This is a genomic window from Pseudomonas sp. IzPS59 (assembly GCF_014863505.1).
GTDB classification, from domain to species: Bacteria; Pseudomonadota; Gammaproteobacteria; order Pseudomonadales; family Pseudomonadaceae; genus Aquipseudomonas; species Aquipseudomonas kribbensis.
On sequence record NZ_CP062251.1, the window covers coordinates 4,504,689 to 4,520,042 of the forward strand.

The window sequence follows — 15,354 nt, forward strand, 5'->3', positions numbered from 1 at the left end:
CTGCCTGGATCATCGGAATTTAGCCAGTAAAAGCGACACGACGTCATGAAGGAGGCGGCTATTGCGATACCTCTTCCCGTTTGCCCGCACGGTACAGACAGGCCAGCACAACCAGAGGACAGTAGGCGATTGCCACGCCGGCCAATGCGGGGACGAGGCCCATTCCCACTGCTATCGACAGAGGAAGCAGCCATACAACGTTGATGCCGATAACGGCGAACACCACAGCCTTATGGCTTTGGTATTGCCGGGATGCGTATTGATAGGCGTGACTACGGTGAGCCTGATAGACCTTGTCACCGTTAATCAGACGTCGGCACAGCGTCCACGTCGCATCAACGATGAATACGCCCAGTAGAATCACCCAGCTCCAAAGCAACTCGGGCGCCGACCAAGCGGCATGCAGACTGAGCACCCCCAGCACGAACCCCAGGAATCCGCTTCCCGCATCCCCCATGAAAATTCGGGCAGGTGGAAAATTCCAGCATAAAAACCCACCGACCGCGGCGGCCAGCGCGAGCGCAACCCACGTGAAATCGAGGTGCCCCGTCAAACCATATACCAGACAGACGCCGACGCAGGCGCAGATGGCTTCGACGCTGGCAATTCCATCGATACCATCCATGAAATTGTAAAGATTGAGCATCCAGACCAGATAAATCAACGCCAGTACCGTACCCGCGATACCGAGATCAATCGCTGCCCCAAAAAACGCTACGGGAGCCATACCTCCAAGCCAGAACAGCGCCCATGCGGCCGCAGCGAAATGCCCCAGCAGCCTCCACCGCGCTGCGATATGTCCGTGATCATCGGCGAAACCCAATACCGCAACCAAAATGCCGGCACCTGACAGTGCATACATCAACGCCGGACTCATCAGGCCCGACAGAGTCATGAACGGTAAAGCGGCGAGGAAGGTGACAACAATTGCCACCCCTCCTCCGCGAGGTGTTGGGACAGTGTGAGAACTGCGCTCATTCGGCACATCCATCAGGCTTTTTGCCAATGCATATCGACGCAAAATCAATGTCAACATCCAGGAAGCCAGGAATACCGCGAGCAGCTGCCAGCAAAAAATCATTTCGATTGCTCTTTAAAATAGTGGCACGCAGTCTTGAGCATCGCTTCATCGACGTTAACGGGCGGCCTCCAGTCCAATAGTTCGCGAGTCTTTTGAGTATCAACTTGCAGCGACCCGCAAATTCGTTGAGCGAGCGCACGTCTACCCAATACCGAGGCCACGGTCACCAGCAACAACTGCGGAAACTTTAACAATCGTGGCTTTTTACCGAGCGCACGGCCCAGGCGCTGCAAGAGCCCCGTTGTAGACAAGTCCTCGCCATCGCTGACCAGAAAAATTTCGCCTGCTGCTTTCGAATGGCTGATACAAGTAATGATCAAATCGACCAGATTGCCAATGGCAACAAGGCTTCGTTGATTGGAGATCGCACCCAATGGCAGCGGTACGCCCCTGTCCAGCCAACGCATCATGCTGAGAAAGTTGGCTTTGACGCCCGGCCCGTAGACCAGCGGTGGACGAATGATGACAACTTCCATACCGGTTTCCCGACTGAGCCGCTTCAATCGTTCTTCAGCTTCGTATTTGGATACACCATAAGCATCGGACGGCGCCGGCGTGTCATCTGCCTTGAACGGTTTGCCCTCAGCAGTACTTTCGCCATTGACCTTGATTGAGCTTATGAAGATGAAGCGCTTTACACCCGAGTCGGCAGCGTGCTGTGCCAACCTGAGAGTGCCTTCAACGTTGATCTTTCGAAATTCCGCCAATGCGTCTGCTGCAGTTTCTTTCATGACGTGCACGCGGGCCGCGGCATGAATTACAACGTCGACAGCAACAAGCGAAGGCAAGTTTGCCGAGTCGGCAAGATCGAAAGACACAGTCGGACATAATCCGCTCAGCCGGGTTGAACTCCGCGTTGCCGCAATCGGAGAAAAGCGCTTGTTCAGCAATAAACTGAAAACCACGGCTTCCCCGACAAATCCATTGGCGCCCGTCACCAGTACTCGAAGAGCGCTCATGAATGCTTGTTCCCCAACAAGGCAGTTGCCCAGCAGATGCAAAAGAAAAAGATTTTATCCCGGACACGACGCCGACACTTCCACGCACTGAATGACAACTTCATCAATTGCCGGCGTCGCAGCTGTAGCCAGCTTTTCACAAACGGGTCATCGCCCTGCCCGACCAACAAGGTGATCATGCGCACCTGTGCGAACCACCAGCCGTCATGAATGGTTTTGTAGCGTGAAACCAACGAGCTCAACCCTGTGTTGGCGCCAACCTGATTGTTTTCATGTTGGCGGTATTCCATGGTGGGTTGCGGATCGATATGCCAACGAAAACCATGGCTCCGGGCATACGCATAGAAGTACCAATCGTGCAGGCTGACCTTCTGCAATTCCTGCCAATGATTGAGCATCGATTTTTTCAGGGTTTGAGAAAATTGCTTATTGAATACATAAGTGCAACCCGGCCCGGCTGCCTCGAACAGGAAGTCCCATGCGACCTGGGGTTGTGCCTTGTCCAGAAGGGAAGTTTTACCGTCCGGCCAAAAAGCCGTAACGTTGCTTGAGTACGCTTCAACCTGACGAGATTGAATCGCAGTGATTGCTCGCTGCAGTTTTTCAACGTGCCAGACATCGTCCTGGTCAGCAAACGCTACGAAATCATAAGGCTCGAAATCCACATCACGCATCAATCGAAAGAAATTGCGTGATGCTCCCCCGAACTTCCCTGCCTCAGGAAGCAGCGTGACACAGGGATGATCGACCGCGTAAGCCGCACACCAGGCCTGCGTACCATCAGTAGAGCGATCGACGCTGATATAAACAGCTACGTCGACGCCCGACTGGTTAAGAATCGAATCAAGTTGCTCTTCGATCCACTGCATTCCATTGTAGGCAGCCAGCAAAACTGCAACCCTGGGAGATCTGACTGGCATGCCTTTCCTGTTTGCATGATGGTTACGCTAATGGCAACAGATAACACTCTGATCAGCGAGCGCTCATGTCCAAAAGTTTTCTCAAATACTGTCCATAACCGGTTTTTTTCAGGGCGTCTGCCTGAGCTTCCAGTTCGGCGGCTGTGATCCAGCCGTTGTGATAGGCAATTTCTTCCAGGCAGGCGACTTTCAAGCCTTGACGCTGCTCGATGGTATGAACGAAGTGACTGGCCTCCAGCAACGAGTCGTGAGTACCGGTATCCAGCCAGGCAAAACCACGGCCCAGCATTTCGACGTTGAGTGTCTTGCGTTCGAGGTACGCACGATTCACGTCGGTAATTTCCAGCTCACCACGCTCCGAAGGCTTGATGTTTTTGGCGATCTCGACAACATCGTTATCGTAGAAATACAGGCCTGTTACCGCATAGTTGGATTTGGGCTTCAGTGGTTTTTCTTCGATGCTCAGCGCGCGCCCGTTCTGGTCAAACTCGACGACCCCAAAGCGCTCCGGGTCGGAGACGTGGTAACCGAAAACAGTAGCCCCCTGCTGCTGGGAGCTGGCAGAACGCAAGTTGTCCGAGAAGTGCTGACCGTAGAAGATGTTGTCGCCCAGAATCAGGCAGCATGGGTCCTGACCGATGAACTCTTCACCGATGATGAACGCTTGCGCCAGGCCATCCGGGCTCGGTTGTTCGGCATAAGTGAGCTTGATGCCGTAGAGACTGCCATCGCCCAGCAGCTTGCGGAAACATGGCAGATCATCCGGAGTGGAAATAATCAGGATTTCCCGCATTCCCGCCAGCATCAGCACCGAAAGCGGATAGAAAATCATCGGCTTGTCGTAAATCGGCAACATTTGCTTGGAGACACCCAGAGTCAACGGGTGCAGGCGCGTACCCGAACCACCAGCGAGGATGATGCCTTTACGATTTGTCGTGGTCATTTGTTCAAAACTTCCCTAAGCATTCGGGTTACACCACTTTGCCAATCCGGCAAGTGTAGAGAAAAATTATCGCGCAGCTTCTGAGTATTCAAACGTGAATTCAGCGGCCGACGCGCGGGGGTCGGATAAGCAGTGGTATCGATCGGATTCACAGCCTGTACGGCAAGCTGTTCGCCATTGGCCTTGGCAAATGCAATCACGTGGCTGGCATAGCCATGCCAGGACACTTCACCGCTGGCTGCCAGGTGATACAACCCCGATAGTTCCGGGCGCTGAAAGGCCTGACGAATGGCCAACGCGGTGACGTCCGCAATCAGGTCCGCACCGGTTGGCGCACCGACCTGATCGGCGATCACGTTCAGGCTTTCGCGATCAGCGGCAAGACGCAACATGGTCTTGGCAAAGTTGTTGCCGCGCGCACCATATACCCAGCTCGTGCGGAAAATCAGATGCTTGCAACCCGACGCGGTGATGAGCTGTTCGCCGGCCAGCTTGCTCGCACCATATGCGTTGACCGGCGCTACGCTATCCGTTTCCTGCCAAGGCGTGACACCTTGCCCACTGAAGACATAGTCGGTCGAGTAGTGAACCAGCCAGGCGCCAAGGACCGCAGCCTCTTCAGCCAGGACACCGCTCGCCTGAGCATTGACGCTCGCTGCCAGCTCGACTTCAGACTCGGCCTTGTCAACGGCGGTGTAAGCCGCTGCGTTGACAATGACATCAGGCTTTATCTGGCGGATCGTCGAACGCAAACCCTCAAGATTCGATAAATCACCACTCAATCCATCGACCGAATGGCGATCCAGTGCAATCAGCTCGCCAAGTGGTGCCAGAGAGCGTTGCAACTCCCAGCCGACCTGGCCGTTCTTACCCAGCAGGAGGATTTTCATGCCTTGTTTGAACGATCCGCATAATTTTGATCAATCCACTGCTGGTAACTGCCGCTCTTTACGTGAGCGACCCAGTCAGTATTGTTCAAGTACCATTCAACAGTCTTGCGAATGCCGGTTTCGAATGTTTCTTCCGGAGTCCAGCCCAGTTCGCGCTGAATCTTGCTTGCATCAATCGCATAGCGCTGGTCGTGACCAGGACGGTCCTGCACGTAAGTGATCAGGCCTGCATGAGGACGATGCGCCGAGTCTGGACGCAATTCATCGAGCAGTGCGCACAGCGTGTTCACTACTTCAATGTTCTGTTTTTCGTTATGGCCGCCAATGTTGTATGTCTCGCCAACGACGCCTTCGGTCACGACTTTGTACAACGCACGGGCGTGGTCTTCGACATACAGCCAGTCGCGAACCTGATTGCCTTTGCCGTAAACCGGCAGAGGTTTGCCTTCCAGCGCATTGAGAATGATCAGCGGAATCAATTTCTCAGGGAAGTGGCAAGGGCCGTAGTTGTTCGAGCAGTTGGTCACCAATGTCGGCAGGCCATAAGTGCGAGCCCAGGCGCGAACGAGGTGATCGGAGCTGGCCTTGCTGGCCGAATAAGGCGAGCTTGGCTGATAAGGTGTCGTTTCGGTGAAAAGGTCTTCCGGGCCTTCAAGATCACCGTAAACTTCGTCGGTCGAAATATGATGGAAACGGAAGTTGGCTTTACGCACATCTTCCAATGCCGCCCAATAGTGGCGAGCAGCTTCCAGCAGAGTGTAAGTACCGATGATGTTGGTCTGAATGAACTCGGACGGACCACTGATCGAGCGATCAACATGAGATTCTGCAGCCAGGTGCATGACGGCATCTGGTTGATGCTCACGCAAAACACGGTCGATCTGCTCACGATCGCAGATATCGACGCGTTCGAATGCATAGCGCGAATTACCGCTGACTTCAGCCAGCGACTCGAGGTTACCGGCATACGTCAGCTTGTCGACGTTGATCACTGCGTCGTTGGTATTGGAAATGATGTGACGGATGACTGCCGAGCCGATGAAGCCGGCGCCGCCGGTTACTAGAATTTTCACGCGAAACCATACCCTTGAGCTGCGGACAGTGACACTACGAGCACTGTCAATCCATGAACGCAGAAGCTTAAGAATGAAGCTTCTGTCAAAGTCAGTCTAAATCGATGTGGGAATAGGCCACTATCAAACAAGGGACGCATTTTACAGCTTAATGAAGCTTTTACTAATGGATATAGTCAGGCAGAGGCGCAATTTCGACAGACGCCATGCACCTGCCGGCGTCAGACAAGACGCTTGCGTGCGGCTCTGGACGAACGTCCCAGAAACAGGCCGAATATAGGACCGACAAACATACCGAACAACAATGCCAGCACCACGACCAGAGACACTGGGAGCTCCGGACCTGCCCAACCTAAAAACAACAACGAAACCGATTGCTGGTTCTCAAGTACAAACGCAAGAACTGCCAACACCAGCAACAGAATAAAAACGCCAAGAAGTACGCGCCTGAGATTACGCACGAGCATCTCCCTGATAATCAGCAACGAGGATCAAACGCCCTCCTCCTCTTCTTCATTCACGCGATCACGCAGCTCTTTGCCTGGCTTGAAATGCGGAACAAACTTGCCGTCAAGACTGACAGACTGGCCGGTCTTTGGGTTACGACCGACTCGCGGCGCGCGATAATGCAAGGAAAAGCTGCCAAAACCACGGATCTCGATACGATCTCCAGTAGCCAGGCATTGGGACATTTGTTCAAGCATGGTCTTGATGGCCAACTCCACATCCTTCGATGAGAGCAGCCCTTGATGGGTGACAATTCGTTCGATCAACTCCGACTTCGTCATATTTTTCCCTTCTTTTTCAAGCAGCTAGATCAGCGCTTGAAAGGTTTTAGCACGCCCGGAAGATTTTGAACAGCCCAGGGGTTGACATATCTTTCTCCACATCGAAACGCCCATTTTCAGGGCACCCAGCCACCTGCCCACACAATGCGCCCTCACCGACAGATCACCAGCATGGTACGAGTGACGTAGCCTGCGGGATTGAAGCCGAAGGGAAACAAATCCTCATCCTTGGCATCATCCGATCGGGTGACCACCTTATAACCCGCTCCCTTGCATTCTTTCGCCGCACGTTTTTGACACTTCTCCCAACCCGACCCCAAACCGGAGCAATCAACCTCAATGCCACTGACGCCGCGCACCGCATGAGTCTTGGCACTGGTAGTACAGCCCGCCAAAGCCAGCATGCCCATCAAGACAATAAACTTGTTCATTCACTTCCTTATGCCAGGCACTACGCCCGACTACTGCGATCTTCAGACTAAGCCTAGACGCGAATAGACGATTGATCCGATTAAAGAAACAGACCGCCGCACAAAGGGAATGGTTTCACCGGGACAACACACAGCATGGCGCCACACCAAATCGCAGGCACAAAAAAGGGCGACCGAAGTCGCCCTTTTTAATGATCAGACAGAACTCAGTTCTGTTTGGCCATTGCTTGACGCAGCAGTGCCGCCATAGTGGTGTCAGCTGCTTCGCCTTCCGGAGCTGCTTTCAGGCTCTGGATGGCTTCTTTCTCTTCAGCATCGTCTTTCGATTTGATCGACAGCTGGATTACGCGGCTCTTACGATCAACGCTGATGATCTTGGCTTCTACTTGCTGGCCTTCTTTCAGAACGTTGCGCGCGTCTTCAACGCGGTCACGGCTGATTTCGGAGGCTTTCAGAGTCGCTTCGATATCGTCGGCCAGAACGATGATGGCGCCTTTGGCGTCAACTTCTTTCACGGTGCCAGTAACGATTGCGCCTTTGTCGTTAACCGAGACGTACTCGGAGAACGGATCGCTTTCCAGTTGCTTGATACCCAGGGAGATACGCTCACGCTCTGGGTCAACCGACAGGATAACGGTGTCCAGCTCGTCGCCCTTCTTGAAACGACGTACGGCTTCTTCGCCCACTTCGTTCCAGGAGATGTCGGACAGGTGAACCAGACCGTCGATGCCGCCGTCCAGACCAATGAAGATACCGAAATCGGTGATCGACTTGATGGTGCCGGAGATCTTGTCGCCCTTGTTGAACTGGCCAGAGAAGTCTTCCCATGGGTTCGACTTGCACTGCTTGATGCCCAGGGAGATACGACGACGCTCTTCGTCGATGTCCAGAACCATGACTTCCACTTCGTCGCCGACTTGTACGACTTTCGAAGGGTGGATGTTCTTGTTGGTCCAGTCCATTTCCGAAACGTGTACCAGACCTTCAACGCCTTCTTCCAGCTCAGCGAAGCAGCCGTAGTCGGTCAGGTTGGTTACACGAGCGGTAACGCGAGTGCTTTCTGGGTAACGGGCTTTGATAGCAACCCATGGATCTTCGCCCAGTTGCTTCAGGCCCAGGGAAACACGATTGCGCTCGCGATCGTACTTCAGAACCTTGACGTCGATCTCGTCGCCAACGTTGACGATTTCGGAAGGGTGCTTGATACGCTTCCACGCCATGTCGGTGATGTGCAGCAGGCCGTCCACGCCGCCCAGGTCGACGAATGCGCCGTAGTCGGTGAGGTTTTTGACGATACCTTTGACTTGCTGGCCTTCCTGCAGGGATTCCAGCAGAGCTTCACGCTCGGCGGAGTTCTCGGCTTCCAGGACGCTGCGACGGGAAACGACAACGTTGTTGCGCTTCTGGTCCAGCTTGATGACCTTGAATTCCAGCTCTTTGCCTTCCAGGTGCGTGGTGTCGCGCACTGGACGGACGTCAACCAGGGAACCTGGCAGGAACGCACGGATGCCGTTAACGTCGACAGTGAAGCCGCCTTTAACCTTACCGTTGATAACGCCCTTGACCACTTCCTCAGCTGCGAAGGCTGCTTCCAGAACGATCCAGCATTCAGCGCGCTTGGCTTTTTCACGGGACAGCTTGGTTTCACCGAAACCGTCTTCAACCGAGTCCAGAGCAACGTGAACTTCGTCACCGACGTTGATGTTCAGTTCGCCAGCGTCGTTGTAGAACTGCTCCAGAGGGATCAGTGCTTCGGACTTCAGGCCAGCGTGAACGGTTACCCAGCGAGCCTGGTAATCGATATCAACGATAACACCGGTGATGATGGAGCCTGCCTGAAGGTTCAGGGTCTTTAGGCTTTCTTCAAAGAGTTCCGCAAAGCTTTCGCTCATTTTAATTCCTGTTGATTAGGGCGAAAAAGTACGCCCATCTCCACATCCCAGACGATGTGGGTTAGTTTCATTAAAAAGAAGCACCACAGGACTATGACTGGTCCCCTGTAGCCTTCTTGGTCACCCGGCGATATCGCGAATGGCGATCTCGCTCATGATGCGTTCAAGCACCTGATCGATGGACAACTCCGTGGAATCCAGCTGTATGGCGTCGGCCGCCGGCTTGAGCGGGGCCACCGCTCGCTGGGTATCACGCTCGTCGCGCGCACGGATCTCATCTAGCAGACTCGACAGACTAACACCCTCGACTTTGCCCTTCAACTGCAAATATCGACGGCGCGCCCGTTCCTCGGCACTGGCGGTCAGGAAAATCTTCAGCGGCGCGTTCGGAAATACCACCGTGCCCATGTCGCGACCATCGGCCACCAGGCCCGGCGTTTCCTGGAACGCGCGCTGGCGCTGCAGCAGCGCCTCGCGCACAGCCGGCAATGCCGCCACCTGGGAAGCGCCGGAACCGACGCTCTCGGTGCGGATGACATCGCTGACCTCATCACCTTCCAGAATGATGCGCTGCAATTGACCGTCGGTCGCCGCGATAAACTGCACATCCAGATGAGCGGCCAGTTTCTTCAGCAGCTCTTCATTGGTCAGGTCGACACCATGATTGTGCGCAGCAAACGCCAGCAGGCGATAAAGCGCGCCGGAATCCAGCAGATTCCAGCCCAGACGCTTGGCCAGAATCCCGGCTACGGTGCCTTTGCCCGAGCCGCTTGGCCCATCGATGGTGATGACCGGAGCAATGTTGTTCACGACTGAGCCTCTTGCGCCACACGAATGCCGACCTGCGCGCACAGCGCCAGGAAGTTCGGGAACGATGTCGCGACGTTGGCGCAATCATGGATGCGGATCGGTGCAGTGGCGCGTAACGAGGCCACGCTGAAAGCCATCGCGATGCGGTGATCGCCATGACCATGCACTTCGCCGCCGCCGATCTGGCCGCCGTCGATGATGATGCCGTCCGGGGTCGGTTCGCACTTGACGCCCAGCGCCAGCAAGCCGTCCGCCATGACCTGGATACGATCCGATTCCTTGACCCGCAGCTCTTCGGCGCCGGTCAGCACCGTGCGCCCTTCGGCACACGCTGCCGCCACGAACAGTACCGGGAACTCGTCGATAGCCAGAGGGACCAGCGCTTCCGGAATCTCGATACCTTTGAGTTTAGCTGCTCGCACGCGCAGGTCTGCAACCGGCTCGCCACCCACTTCACGCTGGTTTTCCAGGGTGATGTCGGCGCCCATCAGGCGCAGGATGTCGATCACACCGGTACGGGTCGGGTTGATGCCGACATGTTCGAGCACCAGTTCCGAACCCTCGGCAATCGACGCCGCCACCAGGAAGAACGCCGAAGACGAGATGTCGCCCGGCACTTCGATGTGGGTCGCAGTCAGCTTGCCACCGGACTCGACCGATGCCGTGGCACCGTTGACGCTTACCGAATAGCCAAAGCCGCGCAACATACGTTCGGTATGGTCGCGAGTCGGAGCCGGCTCGGTCACGGTGGTCTTGCCTTCGGCGTACAGACCCGCCAGCAGCAGGCAGGATTTCACCTGGGCACTGGCCATCGGCATGGTGTAGGTCAGACCCTTGAGCTTGTGACCGCCACGAATGGTCATCGGCGGACGACCGTCGGCAGCGGTTTCGATCACGGCGCCCATTTCCCGCAGCGGGTTGGCGACGCGATTCATCGGGCGCTTGGACAGCGAAGCGTCACCGGTCAGGGTGCTGTCGAAGTCCTGCGCGGCCAGCAGGCCGGACAGCAGGCGCATCGAAGTGCCGGAGTTGCCCAGATAGATCGGGCCCGGCGCAGGCTTCAGGCCGTGCAGGCCGACACCGTGGATGGTCACGCGGCCGTGATGCGGGCCTTCGATGACCACGCCCATGTCGCGGAACGCCTGCAAGGTCGCCAGGGCATCTTCGCCCTCGAGAAAGCCTTCGACTTCGGTGACGCCTTCAGCCAGGGAGCCGAGCATGATCGAGCGGTGGGAAATCGATTTGTCACCCGGTACGCGAATCCGACCGGACAGGCGGCCACCAGGTTGAGCCAGGAAGATCAGATCGTTGGAATTCATAGCGTCCACATAGGCCCTGCGGGCCAGGATTTTACTGAAATGCTCGCGGGCAACCCGGGCGCGCGTGAAGACGCCCAACAATTGGTGCCCATCCCCTGCATCGACCGCGTCGCGCAAGGCGTCGAGGTCGCTGCGAAATGTATCGAGTGTGCGCAGGACAGCCTCGCGGTTGGCGAGAAAGATGTCATGCCACATGACCGGGTCGCTTCCGGCGATTCTTGTGAAATCACGGAAACCGCCCGCAGCGTAACGGAAGATCTCAAGGTTTTCATTGCGCTTGGCCAGCGAATCGACCAGACCGAAGGCCAGCAGGTGCGGCAAATGACTGGTCGCCGCCAGCACTTCATCGTGGCGCTCGACCTGCATGTGTTCGACATCGGCACCGAGTTCCCGCCACAAGCGATCAACCACTGCCAGGGCAGCCGGATCGGTCTGCTCCAGCGGGGTCAGAATCACTTTATGACGGCGGAACAGCTCCGAGTTGGAGGCTTCCACCCCGCTCTGCTCGGAGCCGGCAATCGGATGACCCGGCACGAAGCGCGCCGGCATGCCGCCGAACGCTTCGGTCGCCGCGCGCACCACATTGCCCTTGGCGCTGCCGACATCCGTCAGGATCGCCTGCCCCAGATCCATACGGGCCAGACGGGCCAGCACTTTTTCCATGGCCAGGATCGGCACCGCCAACTGGATCACGTCCGCGCCCTGGCAAGCCGCCACCAGGTCGTCTTCGCAGCGATCCACAACGCCCAACTCAACCGCCAGCTTGCGCGATTGCGGGTCGAGATCGACCCCGACCACTTCGCGGCACACGCCGCTTTCACGCAAGCCTTTGGCAAACGAACCACCGATCAACCCCAGACCGACCACCACCAGGCGCCCGATCATAGGTGCAGCAGATTGCAGCGCAGTGACATCACCCACGAGCCAGAACCTTGCGCAGCGCTTCGAGGAAGCGGCTGTTTTCCGCCGGCAGACCGATGGTCACCCGCAGATGGTTCGGCATGCCGTAATTGGCCACCGGACGCACGATCACGCCTTCGCGCAGCAGGCCCTGGAACACCGGAGCCGCCACTTGACCGAGGTCGACGCAGATAAAGTTGCCCTTGGACGGAATCCAGCTCAGGCCCAGCTCGCGGAAACCCGCTTCCAGCTGTTGCATGCCGGACTCGTTGAGCTGACGGCTCTGCGCCAGATATTCCTCGTCCTTCAGAGCCGCACACGCCGCGGCCAAGGCCAGGCTGTTGACGTTGAACGGCTGACGTACGCGGTTCAGCACGTCTGCCACCACCGGGGTGGACAAGCCGTAACCAACGCGCAGCGCCGCCAGACCATAAGCCTTGGAGAAGGTGCGCGAGACCAGCAGGTTCGGGTAAGCCGCGAGGAAATCCAGACCATCCGGCAGATCGCTGCCTTCGGCGTATTCGATGTAGGCCTCGTCCAGCACCACCAGCACGTGCTCCGGCACGTCCTGCAGGAACTCGTCCAGCGCTTCGGCGCCGAACCAGGTACCGGTCGGGTTGTTCGGGTTGGCGATGAATACGACGCGCGTGTTGGCGTCGATGGCCGCCAGCATCGCCGGCAGATCATGCCCCCAATCCTTGGCCGGAACGACTTTGGCCTGGGCGCCGACCGCCTGGGTCGCGATCGGGTAAACCGCAAACGCGTGCTCGCTGAACACCGCATTCAGGCCCGGCGCCAAGTAGGCGCGCGCCACCAGCTCGAGAATGTCGTTGGAGCCGTTGCCCAGGGTCACCTGGTTCAGCTCGACGCGGCACTGCTCGGCCAGCAGGGACTTCAGGGCAAAACCGTTGCCGTCCGGATAACGGGTCAGCTCGTCCAGCGCTTCGCGGATTGCGGCCAGCGCTTTCGGGCTCGCACCCAGCGGGTTTTCGTTGCTCGCCAGTTTGACGATGCTTGCCGGATCCAGATCCAGCTCGCGGGCCAGTTCGTCCACGGGCTTGCCCGGAACGTATGGCGAAAGTTGTTGCACGCCCGGCTGTGCCAGAGCGAGGAAGTTGCCACTCATTGCTACCACCCCTTAAAGAACTGCTTTCGGGTAGGAACCCAGCACCTTGAGTGCTACTGCTTCCTGACTGATCTTTTCCAGTACACCTTTGATCAGCGGATCACGGTGATGGCCGACGAAGTCGATGAAGAACACGTAGGTCCATTTACCACTGCGCGACGGACGGGTTTCGATCCGGGTCAGGTCGATCCCGTTGTCATGGAACGGCACCAGCAGCTCATGGAGCGCGCCGGGCTTGTTGCTCATGGACACGATGATCGAAGTCTTGTCGTCGCCGGTCGGCGGCACTTCCTGGTTACCGATCATCAGGAAGCGCGTGGAGTTGTCCGGACGATCCTCGATCTTCTCGGCCAGACGGGTCAGGCCATACAGCCCGGCCGCCATGTCACCGGCGATCGCCGCCGAGTTCCACTCACCCTTGACCCGTTTGGCCGCTTCGGCGTTGCTGGATACCGCCACGCGCTCGACATTCGGATAATGGGCGTCCAGCCACTTGCGGCACTGGGCCAGCGACTGAGCGTGGGAATAGATGCGGCTGATACTGTCGGTCTTGGTGTTTTCACCGACCAGCAGATGATGGTGAATCCGCAGCTCGACTTCGCCACAAATGACCATGTCGTGCTCGAGGAAGCTGTCGAGGGTGTGGTTGACCGCGCCTTCGGTGGAGTTCTCCACCGGCACCACGCCGAAATTCACCGCACCGGCGGCCACTTCACGGAATACTTCGTCGATCGCCGCCATCGGCTTGCTGATAACTGCGTGGCCGAAGTGTTTCATGGCCGCTGCTTGGGTGAAGGTGCCTTCCGGACCGAGATAGGCCACTTTCAGCGGGTTCTCGAGGGCCAGGCACGAGGACATGATTTCGCGGAACAGCCGCGCCATCTCTTCGTTGCCCAGCGGCCCCTTGTTGCGCTCCATCACGCGCTTGAGGACCTGCGCCTCGCGCTCGGGACGGTAGAACACCGGCTGCTCGCCTTCGGCCAGACTGGCCATCTTGACCCGGGCAACCTCTTCTGCGCAGCGAGCGCGATCGCTGATCAGCTGGAGGATCTTCTCATCAAGGTTATCGATGCGAACGCGCAGCGCCTTGAGTTCCTGCTCGGACATCAGGAGTGCTCCTTCTCGAACTCAGCCATGTAGCCAACCAGCGCTTCAACCGCATCCAGGCCCAGGGCGTTGTAGATCGAGGCACGCATGCCGCCGACCGAACGATGGCCTTTGAGATTGAGCAGGCCGCGGGCGTCGGCGCCGGCCAGGAACGCCTTGTCCAGACGTTCGTCAGCCAGGCGGAACGGCACGTTCATCCAGGAGCGGGCGTTGACGCTGATCGGGTTGGCGTAGAAATCGCTGTTGTCGATGAAGCCGTACAGGCGATCTTTCTTCGCCTTGTTGCGCTGCTCCATCGCGGCGACGCCGCCCTGCTCCTTCAGCCACTCGAAAACGAGGCCCGAGAGGTACCAGGAATAGGTGGCCGGGGTGTTGTACATCGAACCGTTGTCGGCCGAGATCTTGTAGTCGAGCATGGTCGGGCACGAGCTGCGGGCGCGGCCCAACAGGTCTTCACGGACGATCACTACGACCAGACCGCTCGGGCCGATATTCTTCTGCGCGCCGGCGTAGATCAGGCCGTACTGCGACACATCGATCGGACGCGAGAGGATATCGGAGGACATGTCCACCACCAGCGGAACGTCACCGGCCTCGGGAACCCAGTCGAACTGCAGGCCGCCGATGGTTTCGTTGGACGCATAGTGCAGATAGGACGCACCCGGGGTCAGCTTCCACTCGTTCTGGCCAGGGATGGCCAGGTAGTCATAAGGCTTGGCGCTGGCGGCAACGTTGATGTTGCCGAAGCGACGCGCTTCCTCGATGGCTTTTTTCGACCAGATACCGGTCTCGACATAGTCGGCAGTGCCGTTCTCGGGCAGCAGGTTCAGCGGAATCTCGGCGAACTGCTGGCTCGCGCCGCCCTGCAGGAACAGCACTTTGTAGTTGGAGGGGATGGACAGCAGGTCGCGCAGGTCCTGTTCGGCTTTTTCGGCGATGGCCACGTAGTCGTCGCTACGATGGCTCATCTCCATGACCGACAGACCCTTGCCGTGCCAGTCGAGCATCTCGGACTGGGCACGCAACAGGACAGCTTCAGGCAGCGCAGCGGGACCTGCGCAGAAGTTAAAGGCTCGTTTGCTCACATCCACTCTCGCTATGCAATCACGGTAGCG

15 protein-coding genes are annotated in these 15,354 nt (G+C 57.4%); all 15 read right to left on the bottom strand.

All coding sequences use genetic code 11. The features are described from left to right. Window positions 1-58: 58 nt before the first annotated feature. Window positions 59-1,081, bottom strand: a complete 1,023-nt coding sequence (locus tag IF189_RS20145; protein WP_134827698.1) for an MraY family glycosyltransferase — start codon at window positions 1,079-1,081, stop codon at window positions 59-61. Further along, the gene (locus tag IF189_RS20150) at window positions 1,078-2,040 is read right to left on the bottom strand and encodes a UDP-glucose 4-epimerase family protein (protein ID WP_192552158.1); all 963 of its coding nucleotides are present in this window, start codon (window positions 2,038-2,040) and stop codon (window positions 1,078-1,080) included. Before IF189_RS20150 ends, IF189_RS20145 begins: the two co-directional genes overlap by 4 nt. Beyond that, window positions 2,037-2,960, bottom strand: coding sequence for a glycosyltransferase (locus IF189_RS20155; protein ID WP_134827700.1), 924 nt, complete (start codon window positions 2,958-2,960; stop codon window positions 2,037-2,039). Before IF189_RS20155 ends, IF189_RS20150 begins: the two co-directional genes overlap by 4 nt. 52 nt (window positions 2,961-3,012) lie before the next feature. Then, a complete protein-coding gene (rfbA, locus tag IF189_RS20160; protein ID WP_134827701.1) occupies window positions 3,013-3,903 on the bottom strand; it encodes a glucose-1-phosphate thymidylyltransferase RfbA in 891 nt (296 codons plus the stop codon). Then, window positions 3,900-4,793: a dTDP-4-dehydrorhamnose reductase gene (gene rfbD, locus IF189_RS20165; protein ID WP_192552159.1), complete on the bottom strand. Its 894-nt coding sequence runs from the start codon at window positions 4,791-4,793 to the stop codon at window positions 3,900-3,902. Before rfbD ends, rfbA begins: the two co-directional genes overlap by 4 nt. Next, window positions 4,790-5,866, bottom strand: a complete 1,077-nt coding sequence (gene rfbB, locus IF189_RS20170) for a dTDP-glucose 4,6-dehydratase (RefSeq protein WP_192552160.1) — start codon at window positions 5,864-5,866, stop codon at window positions 4,790-4,792. The genes rfbD and rfbB overlap by 4 nt, the downstream gene beginning before the upstream one ends. Before the next feature lie 221 nt (window positions 5,867-6,087). Continuing rightward, a complete protein-coding gene (locus IF189_RS20175; protein ID WP_134827704.1) occupies window positions 6,088-6,327 on the bottom strand; it encodes a lipopolysaccharide assembly protein LapA domain-containing protein in 240 nt (79 codons plus the stop codon). Window positions 6,328-6,357: 30 nt separating this feature from the next. After that, window positions 6,358-6,654 carry an integration host factor subunit beta gene (gene ihfB / locus IF189_RS20180; RefSeq protein WP_003189779.1) on the bottom strand — a complete coding sequence of 99 codons (297 nt, stop codon included), beginning with the start codon at window positions 6,652-6,654 and terminating at the stop codon, window positions 6,358-6,360. Between the two features lie 152 nt (window positions 6,655-6,806). Further along, window positions 6,807-7,085, bottom strand: a complete 279-nt coding sequence (locus IF189_RS20185; RefSeq protein WP_134827705.1) for a hypothetical protein — start codon at window positions 7,083-7,085, stop codon at window positions 6,807-6,809. A gap of 206 nt (window positions 7,086-7,291) precedes the next feature. Continuing rightward, window positions 7,292-8,977 carry a 30S ribosomal protein S1 gene (gene rpsA / locus IF189_RS20190; RefSeq protein ID WP_007950918.1) on the bottom strand — a complete coding sequence of 562 codons (1,686 nt, stop codon included), beginning with the start codon at window positions 8,975-8,977 and terminating at the stop codon, window positions 7,292-7,294. 120 nt (window positions 8,978-9,097) lie between these two features. Further along, window positions 9,098-9,787 (bottom strand): (d)CMP kinase, encoded by a 690-nt coding sequence (gene cmk / locus IF189_RS20195; RefSeq protein WP_007950916.1) that lies wholly within the window; start codon window positions 9,785-9,787, stop codon window positions 9,098-9,100. Further along, entirely contained in the window at window positions 9,784-11,991 is a 2,208-nt protein-coding gene (locus tag IF189_RS20200; RefSeq protein WP_263974463.1) for a bifunctional prephenate dehydrogenase/3-phosphoshikimate 1-carboxyvinyltransferase, read from the bottom strand. Before IF189_RS20200 ends, cmk begins: the two co-directional genes overlap by 4 nt. Window positions 11,992-12,019: 28 nt before the next feature. Further along, window positions 12,020-13,132, bottom strand: a complete 1,113-nt coding sequence (hisC, locus tag IF189_RS20205; RefSeq protein WP_007950914.1) for a histidinol-phosphate transaminase — start codon at window positions 13,130-13,132, stop codon at window positions 12,020-12,022. A 12-nt stretch (window positions 13,133-13,144) separates the two neighbouring features. After that, window positions 13,145-14,239, bottom strand: a complete 1,095-nt coding sequence (pheA, locus tag IF189_RS20210; RefSeq protein ID WP_007950913.1) for a prephenate dehydratase — start codon at window positions 14,237-14,239, stop codon at window positions 13,145-13,147. Further along, a complete protein-coding gene (serC, locus tag IF189_RS20215) occupies window positions 14,239-15,324 on the bottom strand; it encodes a 3-phosphoserine/phosphohydroxythreonine transaminase (protein WP_134827707.1) in 1,086 nt (361 codons plus the stop codon). Before serC ends, pheA begins: the two co-directional genes overlap by 1 nt. Between the last annotated feature and the right edge of the window lie 30 nt (window positions 15,325-15,354).